A 17,506-nucleotide genomic window follows, 5' to 3' on the forward strand; every position below is an offset into this window, starting at 1 on the left:
CATCCACCTCGGAACTCCGTTCATCCACCTCAGAACTCCGTTCATCCACCTCGGAACTCCGTTCATCCACCTCGGAACTCCGTTCATCCACCTCAGAACTCCGTTCATCCATCTTAGAACTCCGTTCATCCACCTCAGAACTCCGTTCATCCACCTCAGAACTCCGTTCATCCACCTCGGAACTCCGTTCATCCACCTCAGAACTCCGTTCATCCACCTCGGAACTCCGTTCATCCACCTCGGAACTCCGTTCATCCACCTCAAAACCTCAAACTTCCCAATCCCCAGTCCCTAATACCTAGTCTTGGGTGCAGCGTGACTCTTGTATGAGCAGTTTTTGTTTGCGCTCAATCCCCCAGTGATAACCACCAAGACTGCCATCACTCCGCAGGACACGGTGACATGGTACAATCAGCGCTATCGGATTAGCTCCACAAGCATTACCCACCGCGCGGACTGCCTGGGGTTTGGCAATATCACGCGCAATATCAGTATAGGTACGGGTTTGGCCATAGGGAATTTTCTGTAATGCTTGCCAAACCTGTTTCTGAAATGCTGTCCCACGGACATCAAGTGGCAAATCAAGATGTGCTTTACCTCCTCCAATAAAGTCGAGGATTGCCTGTATCCATTCCTTGTGTGTCTGGTCATCACGCATAATCTGCGCTTGATGAAATTCCTTGATCAAAGTGTGTTCAAGTTTGTCTGCTTCATCACCTAGTTTAACGGCACAGATACCCTTCTCTGTTGTTGCCACAAGCAAATATCCTAGTGGACATGGAGCGATCGCATAGACAATGCTAATTGTCTTTCCAGCTTGTTGGTAAGTCTTTGGTGTCATTCCCAGTTGCTTAGGTGCTTTCTCATACAGTTGACTACTTGAACCATACCCCGTGTCGTAAACTGCATGAGCAATTTCCTCACCTGACTGAAGAAGCTGCTTCAATCGTTGGTTACGCAGCGCATCTGCATATTGAAAGGGGGATACGCCAATTATTTGCTTGAATATCTTTTGCAGATAACTGGGACTCATTCCCACCTGAGAACATAGTTCTGAGAGGGTTGGAATGTGATCAACTTGTGCTTCAATAAATCGACATGCTGCTAAAACTTTGGACTTAGCCGGATTTGGAATTTTTTCAATTTGTGGCTGACATCGCTTACAAGGTCGAAAACCTGCAATTTCAGCCTCTTGTGCCGACTGGAAAAAACAAACTTGATTGCGATTTGGTCTGCGACTAGGGCAAATTGGTCGGCAATAAACGCCTGTAGAGCGAACACCGTAGAAAAGCTTGCCGTCAATTGTCGAGTCTCGATTGAGAACTGCTTCCCAAAGAGTTTCTTTCAAAACTGGTGTCTGTTGTAATTGCATTTATGTCTCCTTGGATGTATTGCAAAGTATCCACTCGAAAATAGCCATTTTTCGTTTTTACTATTGGTAACTCTATTTATTTTTTTAGATAAAACTAGATTAAATCTATTGATAAACTACTTTCTATCTGATTATTGCGATCAAAGTTGGCTATATCAGTTTTTTACAGCTTTTTTCATCTATTTAAACCACAATCTCTTGTAAAACTTCACAGATGTGCATCGGTGTCAACTTAAACCCAAACCCGTTTAAAACCTCGTTTCCAGCCTCTGGCTGGAAATGCTCTTCAATTGCGGCTCTGCCGCGAGTAAGGGAGGCAGCAGCCCTCACATTAGGCATTCCCAGTCGGAGACTGGGAACGAGACAATCTCTAAAAGCTTGTTCTAGGCGACTTTCATCTTAGAGGTTGTTTGAAAAGTGGTTAACTGTGATTTTAATTGCGTTGTTACCCCCCTTAGTCCCCCCTTATAAAGGGGGGAAATAAGAGAAATCCGGTTCCCTCCCCTTATAAAGGGGAGGGTTAGGGAGGGGTAAAAAATATTTTATACATCATTATGGACTTTTCAAACATCATCTTAGGTTGACACCAAAGACGATAAAGCAGAACTTCTCAATCGATTTAAATCTTCGGTAGCGACATAAATTTCTGTTAATCCTTATTGCTGGTATATTCCATTTTATGCTCTCAAGGATGAGATAGTTTTCCGGCAGTTTTTGGAAGCGCTAGCCTGGGCTATTCATGAAATTCAATCATGATGATATAGTCGGATCATTATTGTCTTCAAAATAGCGTCAGTGTAAAGTTATAAGAGCTAATTTAAAACTAGCAGCGTCTTGGAAAGTGTCGTTGATCACTATTTATAACTAACTTTTTCATCACTTTTTCCTCCCGTGGGAAAATGGTTCACCCGATTGGGGGAATGCGATCGCCTCATCAGGAACTACTCTGAAAGAAGGCGCTGTTTTTATTTTGTTATATCATGTCCGGTAAATTACTTGTGATTTCTGCGTGACCTCTCAAGACCAGCCCCTCCCCTCCTAGAGCAGGGAAATCTCTAGCTTTAGATAGATGCGAGGTGAGGCTCTTTTATTATGAGCAATTCAGCGGAGACGATATTAGCGATTATGCTACAGAATCGAAACTATTAAGTTGATTATTCTCGCTTTTAATTGTACATCAATAGCTTGCTATCAAAGGGTCAAAGAGTGGATGAAACCGTTGTAACATCGCTGTATACACCGAATTGCCAGCAAGAGGCTATTAACTTGCTCTCAAAACTTGCTGTGAATTTACCAGGAATAATTTTCCAAGTTCTGCAACAGCAGGATGGTTCTGTGTTTGTCCCTTATGTTAGTTCTGGTTGTCAATCTTTGTCTGAAATAGAACCAGAAGCCGTACAGGCAGACTTTCGGGTGCTATACAAACTGATTCATCCACAGGAGATAAAAGCCTTTACAGAATCTATTGCTGTTTGTAGTACAAATCTTACACCTTGGCATTGGGAAGGTCGGATCATTACGCCTAGTGGCATTAAGTGGATTCAAGGGACTTCGCAACCCGAATTACAAGGTAACGGCGATTTTCTTTGGAATGGCTTGGTTATGGATATTACAGACCGAAAACTAGCCGAAGAAAAATTGCTTGAGAGTGAGGCGCGGTATAAAGCAATTTTGGATGCTATCCCCGATTTGATGTTTCGGATTAGCCGCGATGGCGAGTATTTAGATTTGAAAAGTGAGGAAGTAAATCTCACTCTTACCAGAGAAGAAATAGTTGGGAAACATGTGCAAGAGTTATTGCCTAGTGATGTTGCAACGATTAGCCTGGAAGCGATCGCTAAAACTTTAGATTCTGGAACTTTGCAAACTTGTGAATATCAGCTACCAACGCCTTTGGGAGTCAGAGATTATGAGGCGCGGTTGGTAGTGAGTGGTCAAGATGAGGTACTAGCAATTGTCCGAGATATCACAGATCGCAAACAAGGAGAAGTCGCCTTACAAAATCTTGCCCAAAAATTTGCTAAAGCTTTTAGTTGCAGTCCCGATTCAATTACGATTAGTACAATCCAAGAAGGACGCTTCATCGAAGTTAACGACAGTTTTGTGAACCTCTCAGGTTATGAGCGAGATGAAACGATTGGTAAAACTTCTTTTGAATTAGATATTTGGGTACACGATCGCGATCGCCTAAATTTGTTACAGGAGTTGCAAGCCACAGGAGTCGCTCGGAACTTGGAAGTTGAATTTCGGCAAAAGTCTGGCGAGATAATTACAGCAATGCTTTCAGCCGAAGTTATTGATTTAGATGGTACCCCGTGCATCCTAGCAGTGCATCACGACATTACAGAACGCAAACAGGTGGAAGCGCAATTACGCTTATCAGCACAACGCGATCGCTTGTTGGCAGAAACCCTAGTACGAATTCGGTCTTCGCTTAACTTAGACCAAATTCTCCAAACCACCGTGACGGAAGTCAGGCAATTTCTGCAAGCAGATCGAGTTTTCATTAGTTTAAATAATGCTAATTTAGGAGTCAGAACTCTTGCCGAATCAGTAGATCCCAAGTACCCATCAGTCTCCGGTTGGTCTACTAATGATGAAGCTTATCTACAAGAAGTAAGAAACTTATTAAAAGATAATCTTGTGCGTGTCTTTGAAGACATAACGCAAATGGCAGTATCTCCCAAAGTAAGAGCGCACTGTCGAAAATTCCAAACTAAGGCTAGCTTGGCTGTACCAATTATGCTAGGTGACGAATTATTTGGGGCGTTAATTGCCAATCAATGCTCAGGTTCGCGTCATTGGCAGCCAATAGAAATTGACTTGTTAAAGCAGATGTCAGAACAGGTAGCGATCGCTATTCAGCAAAGCCAGATATGCCAAAAACTAGCAGAACTTAACACTAATTTAGAACACCAAGTAGAAGAACGGACAGCACAGTTGCAGCAGAAAATGCAAGAAGTTGAAAAATTGCATCGCGTCAAAGATGTTGTTTTGCATACGGTTGCCCACGATTTACGAACTTCAGTAATGGGTAACTTGATGGTGTTAAAGAATTTATTAAATCAGGGAGTAGAGAGTGGGGAAGAGGTAGAGGGGCAGGGATCAGCGAGCAGAGGGGAAAGAGGTAATTTTTTATTCTCCCCATTGCCCCCTGCCCCCCGCTCAAGAGCCTCTTCCCAATCCCCAATTCCAGTATCTCGCTCAATAATCGAGCGGATGATTCAAGGCAATGATCGCCAACTGACGATGATTAACTCATTGCTAGAAATTAATTCTTGTGAAAAACAGGGTATTGATATCAAACTCGAACCTGTACAATTTAGCAACCTATTGGGAGGAACATTCGCCCAGTTGGAACCCATATTGACACAAAATCAAGCGACTCTGAAGAACTTGGTTCCCGCCGATTTACCGTTAGTAATGGCAGATGGGACTCTGTTGCAGAAAGTTTTGGCAAATTTAATATCACATAGCTTGCAAAATAATCCACCAGGATTAAATTTTATTCTGAGTGCCACTCTTGAAGCTGGAATGATTCGCATTCAGATTCGAGATGACGGTGTAACTATGAGTAAACTAGAGTGCGATCGCCTTTTCGATCTGCATGTCCGCGATCCCCAAGACTGTTGTTCCACAAACATTGGCTTAAAAATGTATCTTTGTCGGAAAGTTCTGACGGCACATGGCGGCGAAATCGGTGTTATTAGTAACCGCAAGCGCGGATTAACTTTCTGGTTTACATTACCTCTTGCAAAAATCCTTGAATCACCCCTCCCCTTGTGAAGGGGAGGGAGCAAGATTTCAAGTTTCCCCCCAATATATCGGGGGGATTAAGGGGGGTCTATTCGACTTATGCAAGAGGTCTAATACCTCTGTTCACTTCATCCGCAACAAATCGCCCATAAATAACCAAAAAATGAGAGGGTGTTATTTATGGCAATGTTGAGTAAGGGAAACACCCTCAAAGTATGGGCAAAGTTGCTCGGATGCTAATCGCTACTCCATTTACAACAGTGCAAAGCTGGTGGAGAAAAACTTTTTCTGCACCAACAACAGATGAAACCACTACTTTTTACAGAACTTGGCGTAACCGTTTTTTGTGGCAGAGATTACGTTTATGGTTATGGTTGGCGCTGATCTGTCTGCTGTCTTTTACTTTGCGAGACATTTACGGCTCGTTTTTCCCTTTTCAAGAGTTGGAGAAACTGCCAGAAGTACTTAGAACTCAACGCCTTGTAATTAATATTGCAATGCTCCTGAGTATACTGATCTGCTTTGCTTTACATAAAACTAAATTAGGTCGTGAGCGTCCAGATTTATTATTTTTGGGGTCTTCTTGGTCAATTAGTTTAGCATCCCAGTTGTTTGCAACTCTTAGAGGTTTCGCACTACCCGATACCATCGGCTGGTCACTGCTGTTCTTGAGCCAAGCTGTGTTGATGCCTGTCTGCTGGATTATTCATTTGCTGACTCAAGTGAGTGTGCTGGTTTACTATTTTGGTGTGAATACGGCACTTGGGCTAAAAACACCAATCCCTGAACACCCAGAAATATATAATGTAACGTTTATTTTATACATTTTTTGGTTTTGTATTATATGTGATATCGGTGTTTATCTATATGATCGCCTGCAACGTTCTGAGTTTTACGCCCGTCAAGAACTGGAATCTGCTTACCAAAAACTCAAGGTTGCAGAAGCTAAATATCGCAGCATTTTTGAAAACGCTGTTGAAGGGATTTTTCAAAGCAGTCCTGATGGACATTACATTACGGCAAATCCGGCTTTAGCACGCATTTATGGCTACTCTTTCGCAGAAGAGGTGACAGCAAATTTCACTGATATAGAACACCAATTGTATATTGATCCGAATCGCCGGGCAGAATTTGTGCGCCTGATGGAAAAGTATGGCAGTGTTTCTGAGTTTGAGTCCCAAATTTATCGCCGAGATGGGAGTATTGTCTGGATTTCAGAAAAAGCCTATGCAGTGCTTGACGAACAGGGAAAACTGCTTTATTATGAAGGTTTGATTGAAGACATTACCCAGCGCAAACAAACTGAAGAAGAACTACGAGTATTTTTCCATGCAGTTTCCCACGACTTACGCAACCCAGTGCTGGGTACTTTAATGGTGCTGAAAAATTTGCTTGCACGTCCAGAGGATAATATTTCGATTTCCCGCTCCATTTTAGAGCGGATGATTCAAAGCAGCGATCGCCAACTTAACTTAATTAATTCGTTGATGGAAGCTCATGTCAGTGAAGTCCAAGGTGTTTTTTTACAATTTCAAACCGTACAATTGCTGAGAGTTGTCGAAGCTGCGATCGCTGATTTAGAGCCATTGCTAGCCCAAAATCAAGCCAAGCTGACAAATTTAGTATCCGCAGATTTACCCTTAGTGAATGCTGATCCCACGCAACTATGGCGAGTTTTTTCTAACTTAATTGTTAATGCCCTCAAACATAATCCCCCGGAATTACTTTTGACAATCAATGCTACCCGTAAGGATGACATGATTTATTGTACTGTTAGTGATAATGGCGTGGGAATTAGTCAACAACAAAGCGATCGGCTTTTTGACCTTTACTTTCGGGGTGCAAGTATCCGCAATTCTGTAAGTTTGGGCTTGGGGTTGTATTTATCTAAGCAAATCATCAATGCTCACGGCGGCGAAATTGGGGTGAATAGTGCATTGGATGCAGGGGCAACTTTCTGGTTTACATTGCCTATTAGCAGTTAGGTTTCCAGAAATATTTTCAAATTTGCTATTATTCCGGAAAAAAGAAACGAATAGAACAACAAAATCCGGGTAAAAGTGGCGATGTTATTTCATCATCGCCTAACAAAGTAGCAACTAAAACCAATTGGGCTTTTTCTCGCCGATAAACTTCGACTTTTTGAGTGAAGCGATCGACAATCCAATACTCACGCACGCCTTGAACTGAATAAAGTTTCAGTTTTGCTTCTTTGTCTCGAAGTTCGTTTTGTTTACCAGACGATAAAACCTCTACTACTAACTCTGGTGCGCCTGTCAAATGTCCCGCTTCATCTTCAATTTGCGCCAGTCGTTCTCGACTTACCCAAACTACATCCGGTATAACGCTATCTGCTTGCGAAAAAATCACCCCTGGAGCCACAATTGTTTCCCCTAAACCACTCGAATCTGACCAAACGTCGAGTTGTCGAGCAATTTTTACACAAACTTGTTGATGACGGCGGTGAGGAGTGCGAGTCACAAAGAGTTCTCCATTAATAATTTCATAGCGTGTCCACTCATTTTCGGGTAGAACCGCTAAATCGTGAATTGTCCAGCGTACTCCCTCAACGGCTTGGTTCATAATTGTCCCCGTTTGGCTCGTTGCCTTTCTTTGTTTAATTTTATCTTTCCTTTAGGCAAGGCAGCTATGCTGTCTTAATTAGAACCATAATGAAAAACGGAAGATCAGGCAAAACTCTGTATGCTGACATTTACCCAACTTAAACCACCTAACCTTGATGCCGCAGTCACTTTTACTCTGGCGCTAACAGCAGAAGAACGTACCCGCAGTCGTCATCGTTTTGAAACGGCAGATGATAAGGTTGTGTTTTTGCATTTACCCAGAGGAACTGTTTTACACGATGGCGACATTTTGCAAGAAGAAACCCATAGCAGTTTAATCAGAATTACTGCCAAACCAGAACTCGTGCTGACTGCCTTTGCCCAAACACCACTTTTATTACTACGGGCGGCATACCATCTGGGAAATCGCCATGTACCTGTAGAAATTACTCCGACTTATTTACGCTTGTCTTCAGATTCTGTTTTACGCACGATGTTGGAACAATTGGGGTTAGAAGTTAAAGAAGAAATTTTACCGTTTCAGCCAGAATTAGGAGCTTATGGACAACACCATCATGCTCACTGATAGCCATCTTTTGAGTATTTTGCAGCTGGCTAGCCCCGCTTTGCCTGTGGGAGCATATAGCTATTCTGAAGGCTTGGAAATGCTGATAGAAAATGGTACGATCGCTAACCACACACATCTCAAAGATTGGCTAAAAGCAGAGTTGCTCTACGGGGCAATTCGCTTAGAGGCGGCGGTGATGGTACGATCGCAGCAAGCTGCAAAAATGGGTGATGTTGAATCGCTATGCCGTTGGAATCTGTGGTTATCGGCTGCTAGGGAAACAGAAGAATTACGTGCTTCTAGTTGGCAGATGGGGCGATCGCTCATCCAATTACTTGGTAAACTAGAACCGCAGATTATACCTATTGCCAATGTTGTCGGGAATCCTTGCAATTATGCGATCGCTTTTGGCATTGCCATTGCCCATTGGCAAATCAGTATCAAAGCTGCATTGCTGGGATATCTGCATAGTTGGGCAAGTAATTTGATTACTGCGGGTGTAAAACTTATCCCCCTTGGACAAACAGCAGGACAGCAGTTATTGCTAGATTTGCAACCATTATTTAGCACTGCGGTATTGGAAATTCTCGCATTGGAGGATGATCAACTCGCCTGTTGTAGTTGGGGTTTGTCGCTGGCGAGTATGCAGCATGAAACGCAGTATACAAGGTTGTTTAGGAGTTAGGAGAGACGCGAAAAATCTTTGTCTGTACAGGAGTGAGGAGTTATGAATGCATTTAGAGTGGGAGTTGCTGGGCCAGTGGGTTCGGGGAAGACGGCTTTGGTGGATGCTTTGTGTAAGGGATTGCGTGAACAGTATCAGATTGCGGTGGTGACGAATGATATTTATACTCAGGAGGATGCTCAGTTTTTAGTGCGTTCTCAGGCGTTGGCAAGCGATCGCATTTTGGGTGTAGAGACTGGTGGTTGTCCTCATACTGCTATCCGCGAAGATGCTTCGATGAATTTGGCGGCAATTGAACAGTTAGAGGAACGTTTTATCGATTTGAATTTAGTTTTTTTGGAAAGTGGCGGTGATAATTTAGCTGCTACTTTTAGTCCAGAATTAGTGGATTTAACGATTTACGTCATCGATGTTGCAGCAGGTGATAAAATTCCCCGCAAGGGTGGCCCTGGTATTACTAAATCTGATTTGTTGGTGATTAACAAAATTGACCTTGCACCTTATGTTGGTGCAGATTTAAGTGTGATGGAACGAGATGCTAAAAAAATGCGCGGCGATAAACCTTTTATTTTTACTAATTTAAAAACTCAGTCTGGACTTGCAGATGTAATTAATTTTGTTTGCATAAATATCGGAAGTTGAGCCTTTTTACTCGGCAGTTGAGCCTTTTTACTCGAAAGTTGAGCCTTTGAACTATAAAGCCCGTAGATGACGATTTCGCATCCGTTCAGCACTACCAGTAGGAATTGCAGCAATTAATTTTTGCGTGTATTCCTCTTTGGGTTCTTGGTAAATGCTTTCGGCTGTGCCTTCTTCAACAATTTGACCGCGATTCATGACTAAAATGCGATCGCTCATAAATTTAACCACACTTAAATCATGAGAAATAAAAATATAGGTAAGCTGAAAATCTGACTGTAATTCTTTGAGAAGATTTAATACCTGCGCCTGCACTGAAACATCCAGCGCTGAAACTGATTCATCGCAGATGATAAATTTAGGATTCAATGCCAAAGAACGGGCTATGCAAATCCGCTGACGTTGACCACCAGAAAACTGATGAGGATAGCGGTTAATTGCATCTGCACTCAACCCCACCCGTTCTAAGAGTTCGCCTACGCGCTGGCGTCGTTGTTGCTTGCTTTTCCCAACGGCGTGAATTACCAAAGGTTCCATCACCGCGTCCCCAACCTTCATCCGGGGATCGAGAGAACTAAAAGGATTTTGGAAAACTATTTGCATTTCTCGCCGCAGTTTTTGCAACGGTTCTCCTTTGAGGCTAGTAATATCTTGTTTCTCAAAGATAATCTGACCACTCATTGGTTCAATTAAGCGCAGTAAGGTTCTACCAAGGGTGGTTTTACCGCAACCAGATTCTCCCACCAAACCTAGTGTTTCTCCTGGTTTGACATCAAAGGAAACGCCATTAACTGCCATATTGTAGCGTTTTGTACCACCAAACACCCCGCGCACTGGAAAACCAACTTTCAGGTTGCGGATTTGCAGCAGCGGTTCTTTCTGATTGAAATTTGCCAATCTTGCAGCAATCTCTTCGGTAGTGACTTCTGTGGGTTGTGCGGGTTCTTTCGGCTGAATTACTACTTCTCCCGTTGCTGTCTCTTCTGCACTCATGTAATCAGAAACGGTGAGTAATTTTTGGGGACGGTGATCAAGTGATGGGCGGCAGGCTATCAAACCTTTAGTATATGGATGCTGGGGACTACTAAAAATTTGCCGAGAAGTACCAGATTCGACAACTTTACCTTTATACATCACCGCTACTTGGTCAGCAATTTCTGAAATTAGCCCCAAGTCGTGGGTGATAAAAATCATTGCCATGTCACGGCTTTGTTGCAATTCTCGGATTAACTCCAAAATTGTTGCTTGCACCGTCACATCCAAAGCTGTGGTTGGTTCATCGGCAATTAAGATTAATGGGTTACAAGAAATTGCCATTGCAATCATTACCCGTTGCAACTGACCCCCAGAAAGTTCATGAGGGTAGCGTTCTAGCATGGCTTCTTTGTGTTCTTTAACCATCTGTGACAACTTTGATGGTTCTAGTTTCGATGAAGTTTCGGTATACTGCTGTTGGATCTCCTGATCACTAGGTAGAAGTTTTACCTCTTGCAAACCTGCGATCGCAATTTGTCGTGCTTGGGCTGCTGACACATTTTGATGCCGCATAATCGCTTCTGTTAGCTGAAACCCGATGTTATAAACTGGATTGAGCGAACTCATCGGTTCTTGAAAAATCATGGCGATATCGCCACCCCGGTGTAACTGCATTTGCTCAAAAGGCAATTTTACCAAATCGATGGGGTTGGCATTCTCCTGCGGACGAAACCAGATTTCACCGCCACTAACTATACCGGGAGTTTGCAACAAACCCATCACAGCTAAGGCTGTCACTGATTTACCACTCCCCGATTCTCCTACTATTCCTAGAGTTTCACCTCGATGCAGCCCAAAGGAAATACCATCCAAAGCTCTGTTAATGTTGCCATCACTGGGAAATTCAACTTGGAGATTGCGAACCTCTAGGACAGTTTCTCTCATAGGAGTATACGTAGGAATATTAACTTAAAATTATCTGGATTTTAACAATAGTTTTGATGTATTTGTGGGTAAATTTAGTTTTTACACTCTTTACACTCTTTGGTGGCACTAAAGTTTATGAAAGTGGTCGTCTTAATTGGTCTAAGAGGATGTTTGAAAAGTGTTTGACTGTGATTTTTATCACCCCCCTTAATCCCCCCGATATATTGGGGGGAAACCAGAAAATCCAGTCCCCTCCCCAATATATCGGGGAGGGTTAGAGAGGGGTAAAAAAATATTTAATACATCAATCACGACTTTTCAAACAACCTCTAAGAGAGTCTAAATATAGTTTGATTTGTGGTTGCGCTACGCGAACCGTAGATTTCATTGCGTGCGATCGCGTTTGACTCCGGGTTTCAAGTACTCTAAAGTCTGATAACTAACAACTTGGATTACTATCGTCGCGAATAATCATCTACATCAGACGAAAATTCACGTTCTGCCTCACCTACAATTGGTGCGCCTGATTCACCTAAAGCCTTTGAATAGAACAGACCTGCCAATATTGCACCTAAAATTGGAGCTACCCAAAACAGCCATACTTGCTTAAACAGTTCTACACCAGCAAAAAGTGCCGGACCAGTACTACGAGCAGGATTAACTGATGTATTCGTTATGGGTATGCTGATCAAATGAATCAGTGTTAGTGCCAAACCAATAGCAATTGGTGCAAAGCCCTTTGGTGCGCGACCATCTGTTGCACCTAAGATCACAATCAAAAAAATGAAGGTAAGTACAACCTCTGTAATGAAACTAGCAGCCAGTGAATAGCCTCCAGGAGAATGTACTCCAAAACCATTTGTCGCTAATGGATTGGAACCAGAAAGCGTAAATCCTGGTTTACCACTGGCAATTAAATAAACTAGACCTGCGGCTAATATTGCTCCTAATACCTGAGCAATAATGTATGGAAGCAATTCAGAACCGGGAAAACGCTTTCCTGACCAAAGACCAAATGATACAGCTGGATTAAAATGAGCACCGGAAATATGACCAACTGCGTAGGCCATAATTAGCACTGTTAGACCAAAAGCCAGAGCAACACCTACAAAGCCAATTCCTAATTCATTGGCTTTTGCATCTGGAAATGCTGCTGCAAAAACAGCACTTCCGCATCCACCAAGAACTAGCACAAATGTTCCAACGAATTCTGCAAGACATCGTGTAAAAATTGATATCATAAATATCTCCTTGCTTAAGCAACTGATTGAAAACTTTATAAATTAATTTGTTAGCAAATTTCTTTAAATTTTGTTGTAAATAAAGATTTAGCGCCAACACCGTTAAACTTATCAGCTTTTATAGATGGTTGCAATAGCTGACATGAGCCAAGAAAAACAAGAAAGGAGCAAAGTCTGCTTACCAGAACTGGCAACATCGCCTTTGCATAGCAACGAGGAAAAATGGTTGCTATGCAAAGGCGATGTCGTAACCCATGTATTTCACGCCAAGTTTGGGGTAATTATAGTATAACTTTCCTGTTCCTAACTTACTCGATAGCTAAACTATAGCGATGTCTCACGACAAGACGCAAAGCGTCAACGCAGACAAAAAAATAGCACATCCGAAAGGATGGCTATTTGTAGAAATTGTCTAATTGTAATGTTAGTTAGCAAATTAAATACACGCTCAACTACCAACTTTAGAAGGGAATATCATCTGGATCTGGTTCTTCCTCTTTCACTGCTGGATAAGTAGTTCGCTCATAATTTGTGGGTTGGGGTATAGGTTCGTAACTTGTCGTTTGGGGAGCAACGCCAACAGGATTTGTCGCCGGAGTAGGCGCTGGACGTGGCGACTCGTAAGTGGGAACGTCTTTCTGTGGAGGACGAGATGCTGAAGGTGTTTGTCGGGGAGCAGTTTCAGTGAATGATGGGGTTACGGTTGCTGAGGGTAATGGATCGGTATTAAAACTACCTCCAACAGATTGAATTTGCTGCACCGTCAATTCAGCACGTTTTTCTTTAAAACCTTCTTGACGCTCAACAGTATTCATAGTTAAACGCCCTACCAGGATGACGCGATCGCCTTGGTGGTAGTTTTGCTGAATTTCTGTCGCTAAATTCCCCCAGCCAACAACTTTCAGGGTGGCTGGCGGATCTTCTGGTTTCTGAGAATTGGGAAACTGCACCAGCATTTCTGTGACTCCCAGATTATCGGCTGTATAGCGGAGTTGCGGTTCGTTAATAATTTCCGCCATTAAAACGCAGCTGTTCATTAAAATTACTCCTGACTGCAAAAAGTACTGATTCAAAAAGAGAAGGTTTTTCTATGTAGTGCCAATTAATATCTAGATATGTTTAATTGTTTGCATTTTTTAATAATGCCTGAGTTTTTAGTCCTTTCTAGCATAAAAGCCAAGCGATCGCTTTGAACAGCATTAAATATGCCGCTCGCCACCCTCGCCTGACTAAATGAGCATTGAATTCTGTATAGAGTAGTATGATTGTACCACTCATTGAGGAAATATCAAAAATTATCAGCAAAAATTAAGTTTTGACATGAACTGGAAAAACACCCAAGGCAATTAACCTTGCTGGTAGGTCGCGCAAGATGGGTAAGCGCAAAAACGCAGGTGGTACAAAAGTGCGATTTGAGGTGAGAACCGGCGCCAATACCCGCTTTTGGATAAAAGTTTGAAACGCCTGAATGATGCGTGTGGGCAACTCGCGTTGACGTTGTACTTTTGCTAAGTCGCTAAGTTGTAATTCTCGGTTCTTGAGCGGTTTGCTGAGTACATTTGCCGCGACTACAGCATCTTGAATCGCGTAATTAATGCCAACTCCACCAACGGGGGACATTATATGAGCTGCATCACCGATGAGTAACAGTCCCGGACGATACCAGCGTTTGACACGGCTGGACTCGACTGAGAGAAAAGCTATTTGTGACCAATCATCTAAATTTTGGAGGCGTTGCTGGAATTCTGGCACTACTTCGGCAACAGATTTTTTTAATTCCTCCAAACCCGCAGCCCTTAGTTGTTGATAGCCTCCTTTAGGAATAACATAGGCAAGTTGCCACTCATCACCACGGTCAAGCATGGCGATTAGCTTACCTTGACCAAAGCGCCCCATTCCCCCTTCAGGGTCTTCTGGCTGACGCGGTAGGCGAAACCAGAGGACATCCATTGGCGGCGAGGTTTCGATTGATTCAAACTCACCCAGGTGGCGTAAACGTGAGTGGCGACCGTCTGCACCAATTGTCAGTATTGCCCGAATTTCATGCCAACCACCGCCTCCTCGATAACGGACACCTTGAATTACATCATTTTCGGCAATTAATTCCTGCACATTCGCACCCATCACCAGATGGAAACTAGGATATTTTTGTGCTTCTTGGGTGATGAACTCCAGGAATTTTACCTGTGGAAGCATTGTAATGTAGGGATAATGGGTTTTCAGACGACTAAAATCTGCGAATGTGACATTATCTTGAGGAGTTTGAATGCTAATTTGGCGCATTTTAGTATGGGGAAGTTCTAGCAAGCGATCGCTAAGTCCCAATTCTTCCATAATTTCCATCACCGACGGATGAATCGTATCGCCACGAAAGTCGCGATCTAAGTCTTTGTGTGCTTCTAGCAGCATTACAGAAATGCCTTGACGCGCTAATAACAGCGCCAATACTGCTCCTGCGGGCCCCCCACCCACAATGCAACAATCTGTAGTTTGTCCGTCTACAATGTCATGGACAGGGTTAACGCTTGGGTCTTGGGAAAGATTTTTAGGTACATCGGTAGTCATAACAACACCTCCTGACAGCCCTAAAATTTAGAATAGTTTGCTTTTTATGGTAAAGGCTATTTTTTTAACTTTTCGTATTTACCCTAAACGTGTATTATTATGAGCGCTAAACTGTCATTGGTCATTAGTCATATTGTCCAATGCCCAATGCCCAATGCCCAATGACAATAATTAACAGTTGTGTCTCAAGTTATTTTAGAAAACGTTTATAAAAGTTTTTCCTCACGTAAAGGGGAAAGTGTTAGCTCACAAACCCAATCTCCTCTCACACTTGCGGAAAAAACTGATGTAGCGCCACGTGCGGAAAGTGTCAATGTCTTGCGGCGGATTAACCTGACGATCGCAGATGGCGAGTTTATGGTGCTGGTAGGCCCTTCTGGTTGTGGTAAAAGCACCCTGTTGCGGTTAATCGCCGGGTTAGAAGTGATGACTGGCGGTAATATCTGGGTAGGCGATCGCTTGATCAATGACTTACCACCCAAGGAACGCGACATTGCAATGGTGTTTCAAAATTATGCCCTCTATCCTCACATGACGGTGTATGACAACATTGCCTTTGGGTTACGCCGCAGGGGAAGCAGGGGAGCAGAGGAGCAGAGGAGCAGAGGAGAAAATACTCCATATCTTCGCACATGGGCGGAAAATCTTTTTGTGGGGGCGACAAGAAAGTTACCTAAAGGATTGCGCTACATTTCTGACAAAGAACGGGCGGTGGATCAGCAGGTGCGTAGTGTTGCCCAACTGTTGCAAATCGAAACATTGCTGAATCGCTTACCCAAACAGCTATCTGGGGGACAAAGACAACGGGTTGCATTGGGACGAGCGATCGCGCGTGACCCCCAAGTATTTTTAATGGATGAGCCGCTTTCTAACTTAGATGCCAAACTGCGGGCGGAAACCCGCGCCCAAATTGTCAAATTGCAGCGCCAACTGGGGACAACGACAATTTACGTTACCCATGATCAAACAGAAGCGATGACAATGGGCGATCGCATTGCAATTATGTCTGAGGGTAAAATTCAGCAAGTTGCTTCTCCCCTAGAACTTTACAACCGCCCTGCCAACCTTTTTGTAGCAGAGTTCATTGGTTCACCACCGATGAATTTTATTTCTGTGGAATTTCATGCCCCGCAGTTGATTACTCATTCCCAGTTTCGTTTCACCCTGCCAGAAGTTTGGGGAAAAGCTTTACAAAAATATGATGGGAAAACTCTAATTTTAGGTATTCGCCCAGAACACTTAAACTTGAGTATGCCTGCTACCAAAAATCTACCAGTACAAGTAGATTTGGTAGAAAATCTCGGCAATGATTCCTTTCTCGCTGTTAAGATTGCTGAACCAGGATCTAAACCTGCCACTACTGCCAATTACATACAAGTGCGAATACCACCAGATCGATTTGTACAAGTTGGTGAGCAACTTTGGTTATCTCTAACTCTAGAGAAAATTCACTTTTTTGACCCGGAAACTGAGTTAGCGATATTTCCTTAAGAAATCAACTGCCTAGTTGATATTTTCAAAAGTAGCAAAGTGGCGTAGGCGTAGCCCGTCGTAGACATCGCTTGACTTACCATGAATCCCTTGAACGTAGACGCACATTGGCTTCCTATATATCCTCAAGAGAGAATAAAGTATGCCAGAAATTAGTCGTTTTTTCGGGATGATCGTCACTATGTATTACAATGACCATCCGCCTCCACATTTTCACGTAAGATACAACCAACAAAAAGCTATTATTAGCATTGAAACCTTAGAAATTTTAGAACGTAAACTTAGCTCCAGAGCTTTTAAACTTATATTAGAATGGGCGACTTTACATCAAAATGAATTGATGGAAAACTGGGAACTAGCTAGAGACAATCAAATCCTCAATAGCGTCTTACCATTGGAGTAGTAAATGTGTTAAAAGACATTATTGCAGTAGAACCAAGGGAAAATTATCAACTATATATCCGTTTTGAAGACGAAGTGGAAGGAATAATTGATGTTAGTAAGCTGATTAAATTTACAGGTGTTTTTGCACCTTTACAAGATCAAAAATACTTTGCTCAGGTTGAATTAAACCACGAATTAGGCACAATTCAATGGCGATCAGGAGCCGACCTCGATCCAGATGTACTGTATGCAGTGATTAGCAATCAGCCTATTCCTAACTATAAGTTAAGTCGTAGTGTGTGACAGTAAAAAACCTTTAATTAACGATCGCACCCAGTA

At 42.8% G+C, this 17,506-nt stretch carries 17 protein-coding genes; 9 read left to right on the forward strand and 8 right to left on the reverse strand.

Translation table 11 applies throughout. The annotated features are described in order from the left end of the window. The 3 genes from V7K35_RS24040 to V7K35_RS24050 form a co-directional block, all read right to left on the reverse strand. The coding region (locus V7K35_RS24040; RefSeq protein WP_335082294.1) for a hypothetical protein at window positions 1-259 on the reverse strand (259 nt) is incomplete at its 3' end. Between the two features lie 39 nt (window positions 260-298). Beyond that, entirely contained in the window at window positions 299-1,372 is a 1,074-nt protein-coding gene (gene ada, locus V7K35_RS24045) for a bifunctional DNA-binding transcriptional regulator/O6-methylguanine-DNA methyltransferase Ada (protein WP_335082296.1), read from the reverse strand. Window positions 1,373-1,555: 183 nt separating this feature from the next. After that, on the reverse strand, window positions 1,556-1,711 hold the full coding sequence (locus V7K35_RS24050; RefSeq protein WP_335082298.1) for a hypothetical protein: 156 nt from the start codon (window positions 1,709-1,711) through the stop codon (window positions 1,556-1,558). A gap of 1,263 nt (window positions 1,712-2,974) precedes the next feature. Between V7K35_RS24050 and V7K35_RS24055 the strand changes: the two genes are divergently transcribed. Beyond that, the gene (locus V7K35_RS24055; RefSeq protein ID WP_442939758.1) at window positions 2,975-5,158 is read left to right on the forward strand and encodes a sensor histidine kinase; all 2,184 of its coding nucleotides are present in this window, start codon (window positions 2,975-2,977) and stop codon (window positions 5,156-5,158) included. A 185-nt stretch (window positions 5,159-5,343) separates the two neighbouring features. Further along, window positions 5,344-7,113: a sensor histidine kinase gene (locus V7K35_RS24060; RefSeq protein ID WP_335082302.1), complete on the forward strand. Its 1,770-nt coding sequence runs from the start codon at window positions 5,344-5,346 to the stop codon at window positions 7,111-7,113. A gap of 28 nt (window positions 7,114-7,141) precedes the next feature. Here the strand turns inward: V7K35_RS24060 and V7K35_RS24065 are convergent, their stop codons facing one another. Further along, window positions 7,142-7,711 (reverse strand): Uma2 family endonuclease, encoded by a 570-nt coding sequence (locus V7K35_RS24065; protein ID WP_335082304.1) that lies wholly within the window; start codon window positions 7,709-7,711, stop codon window positions 7,142-7,144. 120 nt (window positions 7,712-7,831) lie between these two features. On the opposite strand from V7K35_RS24065, the gene ureE reads away from it, so the two are divergent. Genes ureE through ureG form a run of 3 tightly spaced genes read left to right on the forward strand, consistent with a single transcriptional unit; the run spans window position 7,832 to window position 9,587 of the window. Then, entirely contained in the window at window positions 7,832-8,278 is a 447-nt protein-coding gene (gene ureE, locus V7K35_RS24070; RefSeq protein WP_335082306.1) for an urease accessory protein UreE, read from the forward strand. Then, window positions 8,253-8,945: an urease accessory protein UreF gene (locus V7K35_RS24075; protein ID WP_335082308.1), complete on the forward strand. Its 693-nt coding sequence runs from the start codon at window positions 8,253-8,255 to the stop codon at window positions 8,943-8,945. Before ureE ends, V7K35_RS24075 begins: the two co-directional genes overlap by 26 nt. 42 nt (window positions 8,946-8,987) lie before the next feature. Continuing rightward, entirely contained in the window at window positions 8,988-9,587 is a 600-nt protein-coding gene (gene ureG, locus V7K35_RS24080) for an urease accessory protein UreG (protein WP_335082310.1), read from the forward strand. A gap of 51 nt (window positions 9,588-9,638) precedes the next feature. Here ureG and V7K35_RS24085 read toward each other — a convergent pair whose 3' ends face one another. Further along, a complete protein-coding gene (locus V7K35_RS24085) occupies window positions 9,639-11,504 on the reverse strand; it encodes an ABC transporter ATP-binding protein (RefSeq protein ID WP_335082311.1) in 1,866 nt (621 codons plus the stop codon). A gap of 437 nt (window positions 11,505-11,941) precedes the next feature. Then, window positions 11,942-12,727, reverse strand: coding sequence for an aquaporin Z (gene aqpZ / locus V7K35_RS24090; protein WP_334793158.1), 786 nt, complete (start codon window positions 12,725-12,727; stop codon window positions 11,942-11,944). Window positions 12,728-12,851: 124 nt separating this feature from the next. Between aqpZ and V7K35_RS24095 the strand changes: the two genes are divergently transcribed. After that, complete coding sequence (locus V7K35_RS24095) at window positions 12,852-13,019, forward strand: hypothetical protein (protein WP_335082312.1); 168 nt, start codon at window positions 12,852-12,854, stop codon at window positions 13,017-13,019. A gap of 169 nt (window positions 13,020-13,188) precedes the next feature. On the opposite strand, the gene V7K35_RS24100 is transcribed toward V7K35_RS24095, so the two are convergent. After that, the gene (locus V7K35_RS24100) at window positions 13,189-13,764 is read right to left on the reverse strand and encodes a single-stranded DNA-binding protein (RefSeq protein ID WP_335082314.1); all 576 of its coding nucleotides are present in this window, start codon (window positions 13,762-13,764) and stop codon (window positions 13,189-13,191) included. Window positions 13,765-14,035: 271 nt separating this feature from the next. Then, window positions 14,036-15,292, reverse strand: a complete 1,257-nt coding sequence (locus V7K35_RS24105) for an FAD-dependent oxidoreductase (protein ID WP_335082316.1) — start codon at window positions 15,290-15,292, stop codon at window positions 14,036-14,038. Between the two features lie 180 nt (window positions 15,293-15,472). On the opposite strand from V7K35_RS24105, the gene V7K35_RS24110 reads away from it, so the two are divergent. The 3 genes from V7K35_RS24110 (at window position 15,473) to V7K35_RS24120 (ending at window position 17,470) form a co-directional block, all read left to right on the forward strand. Next, complete coding sequence (locus tag V7K35_RS24110; protein WP_335082318.1) at window positions 15,473-16,783, forward strand: ABC transporter ATP-binding protein; 1,311 nt, start codon at window positions 15,473-15,475, stop codon at window positions 16,781-16,783. A gap of 142 nt (window positions 16,784-16,925) precedes the next feature. Then, window positions 16,926-17,186 carry a DUF4160 domain-containing protein gene (locus V7K35_RS24115; RefSeq protein ID WP_335082320.1) on the forward strand — a complete coding sequence of 87 codons (261 nt, stop codon included), beginning with the start codon at window positions 16,926-16,928 and terminating at the stop codon, window positions 17,184-17,186. Window positions 17,187-17,191: 5 nt separating this feature from the next. After that, on the forward strand, window positions 17,192-17,470 hold the full coding sequence (locus tag V7K35_RS24120) for a DUF2442 domain-containing protein (RefSeq protein WP_335082322.1): 279 nt from the start codon (window positions 17,192-17,194) through the stop codon (window positions 17,468-17,470). Window positions 17,471-17,506 lie beyond the last annotated feature (36 nt).

Source organism: Nostoc sp., assembly GCF_036917275.1.
Taxonomy (GTDB): domain Bacteria; phylum Cyanobacteriota; class Cyanobacteriia; order Cyanobacteriales; family Nostocaceae; genus Nostoc.

Bases quoted from the DNA above. Each gene is read 5' to 3' on its own strand.
- V7K35_RS24065 (WP_335082304.1), bottom strand. From the start codon at position 7,711: ATGAACCAAGCCGTTGAGGGAGTACGCTGGACAATTCACGATTTAGCG.
- aqpZ (WP_334793158.1), bottom strand. From the start codon at position 12,727: ATGATATCAATTTTTACACGATGTCTTGCAGAATTCGTTGGAACATTT.
- ureG (WP_335082310.1), top strand. From the start codon at position 8,988: ATGAATGCATTTAGAGTGGGAGTTGCTGGGCCAGTGGGTTCGGGGAAG.
- ada (WP_335082296.1), bottom strand. From the start codon at position 1,372: ATGCAATTACAACAGACACCAGTTTTGAAAGAAACTCTTTGGGAAGCA.
- V7K35_RS24095 (WP_335082312.1), top strand. From the start codon at position 12,852: ATGGTTGCAATAGCTGACATGAGCCAAGAAAAACAAGAAAGGAGCAAA.
- V7K35_RS24100 (WP_335082314.1), bottom strand. From the start codon at position 13,764: ATGAACAGCTGCGTTTTAATGGCGGAAATTATTAACGAACCGCAACTC.
- V7K35_RS24055 (WP_442939758.1), top strand. From the start codon at position 2,975: ATGGATATTACAGACCGAAAACTAGCCGAAGAAAAATTGCTTGAGAGT.
- V7K35_RS24085 (WP_335082311.1), bottom strand. From the start codon at position 11,504: ATGAGAGAAACTGTCCTAGAGGTTCGCAATCTCCAAGTTGAATTTCCC.
- V7K35_RS24075 (WP_335082308.1), top strand. From the start codon at position 8,253: ATGGACAACACCATCATGCTCACTGATAGCCATCTTTTGAGTATTTTG.
- V7K35_RS24115 (WP_335082320.1), top strand. From the start codon at position 16,926: ATGCCAGAAATTAGTCGTTTTTTCGGGATGATCGTCACTATGTATTAC.
- V7K35_RS24060 (WP_335082302.1), top strand. From the start codon at position 5,344: ATGGGCAAAGTTGCTCGGATGCTAATCGCTACTCCATTTACAACAGTG.
- V7K35_RS24050 (WP_335082298.1), bottom strand. From the start codon at position 1,711: ATGCCTAATGTGAGGGCTGCTGCCTCCCTTACTCGCGGCAGAGCCGCA.
- ureE (WP_335082306.1), top strand. From the start codon at position 7,832: ATGCTGACATTTACCCAACTTAAACCACCTAACCTTGATGCCGCAGTC.
- V7K35_RS24105 (WP_335082316.1), bottom strand. From the start codon at position 15,292: ATGACTACCGATGTACCTAAAAATCTTTCCCAAGACCCAAGCGTTAAC.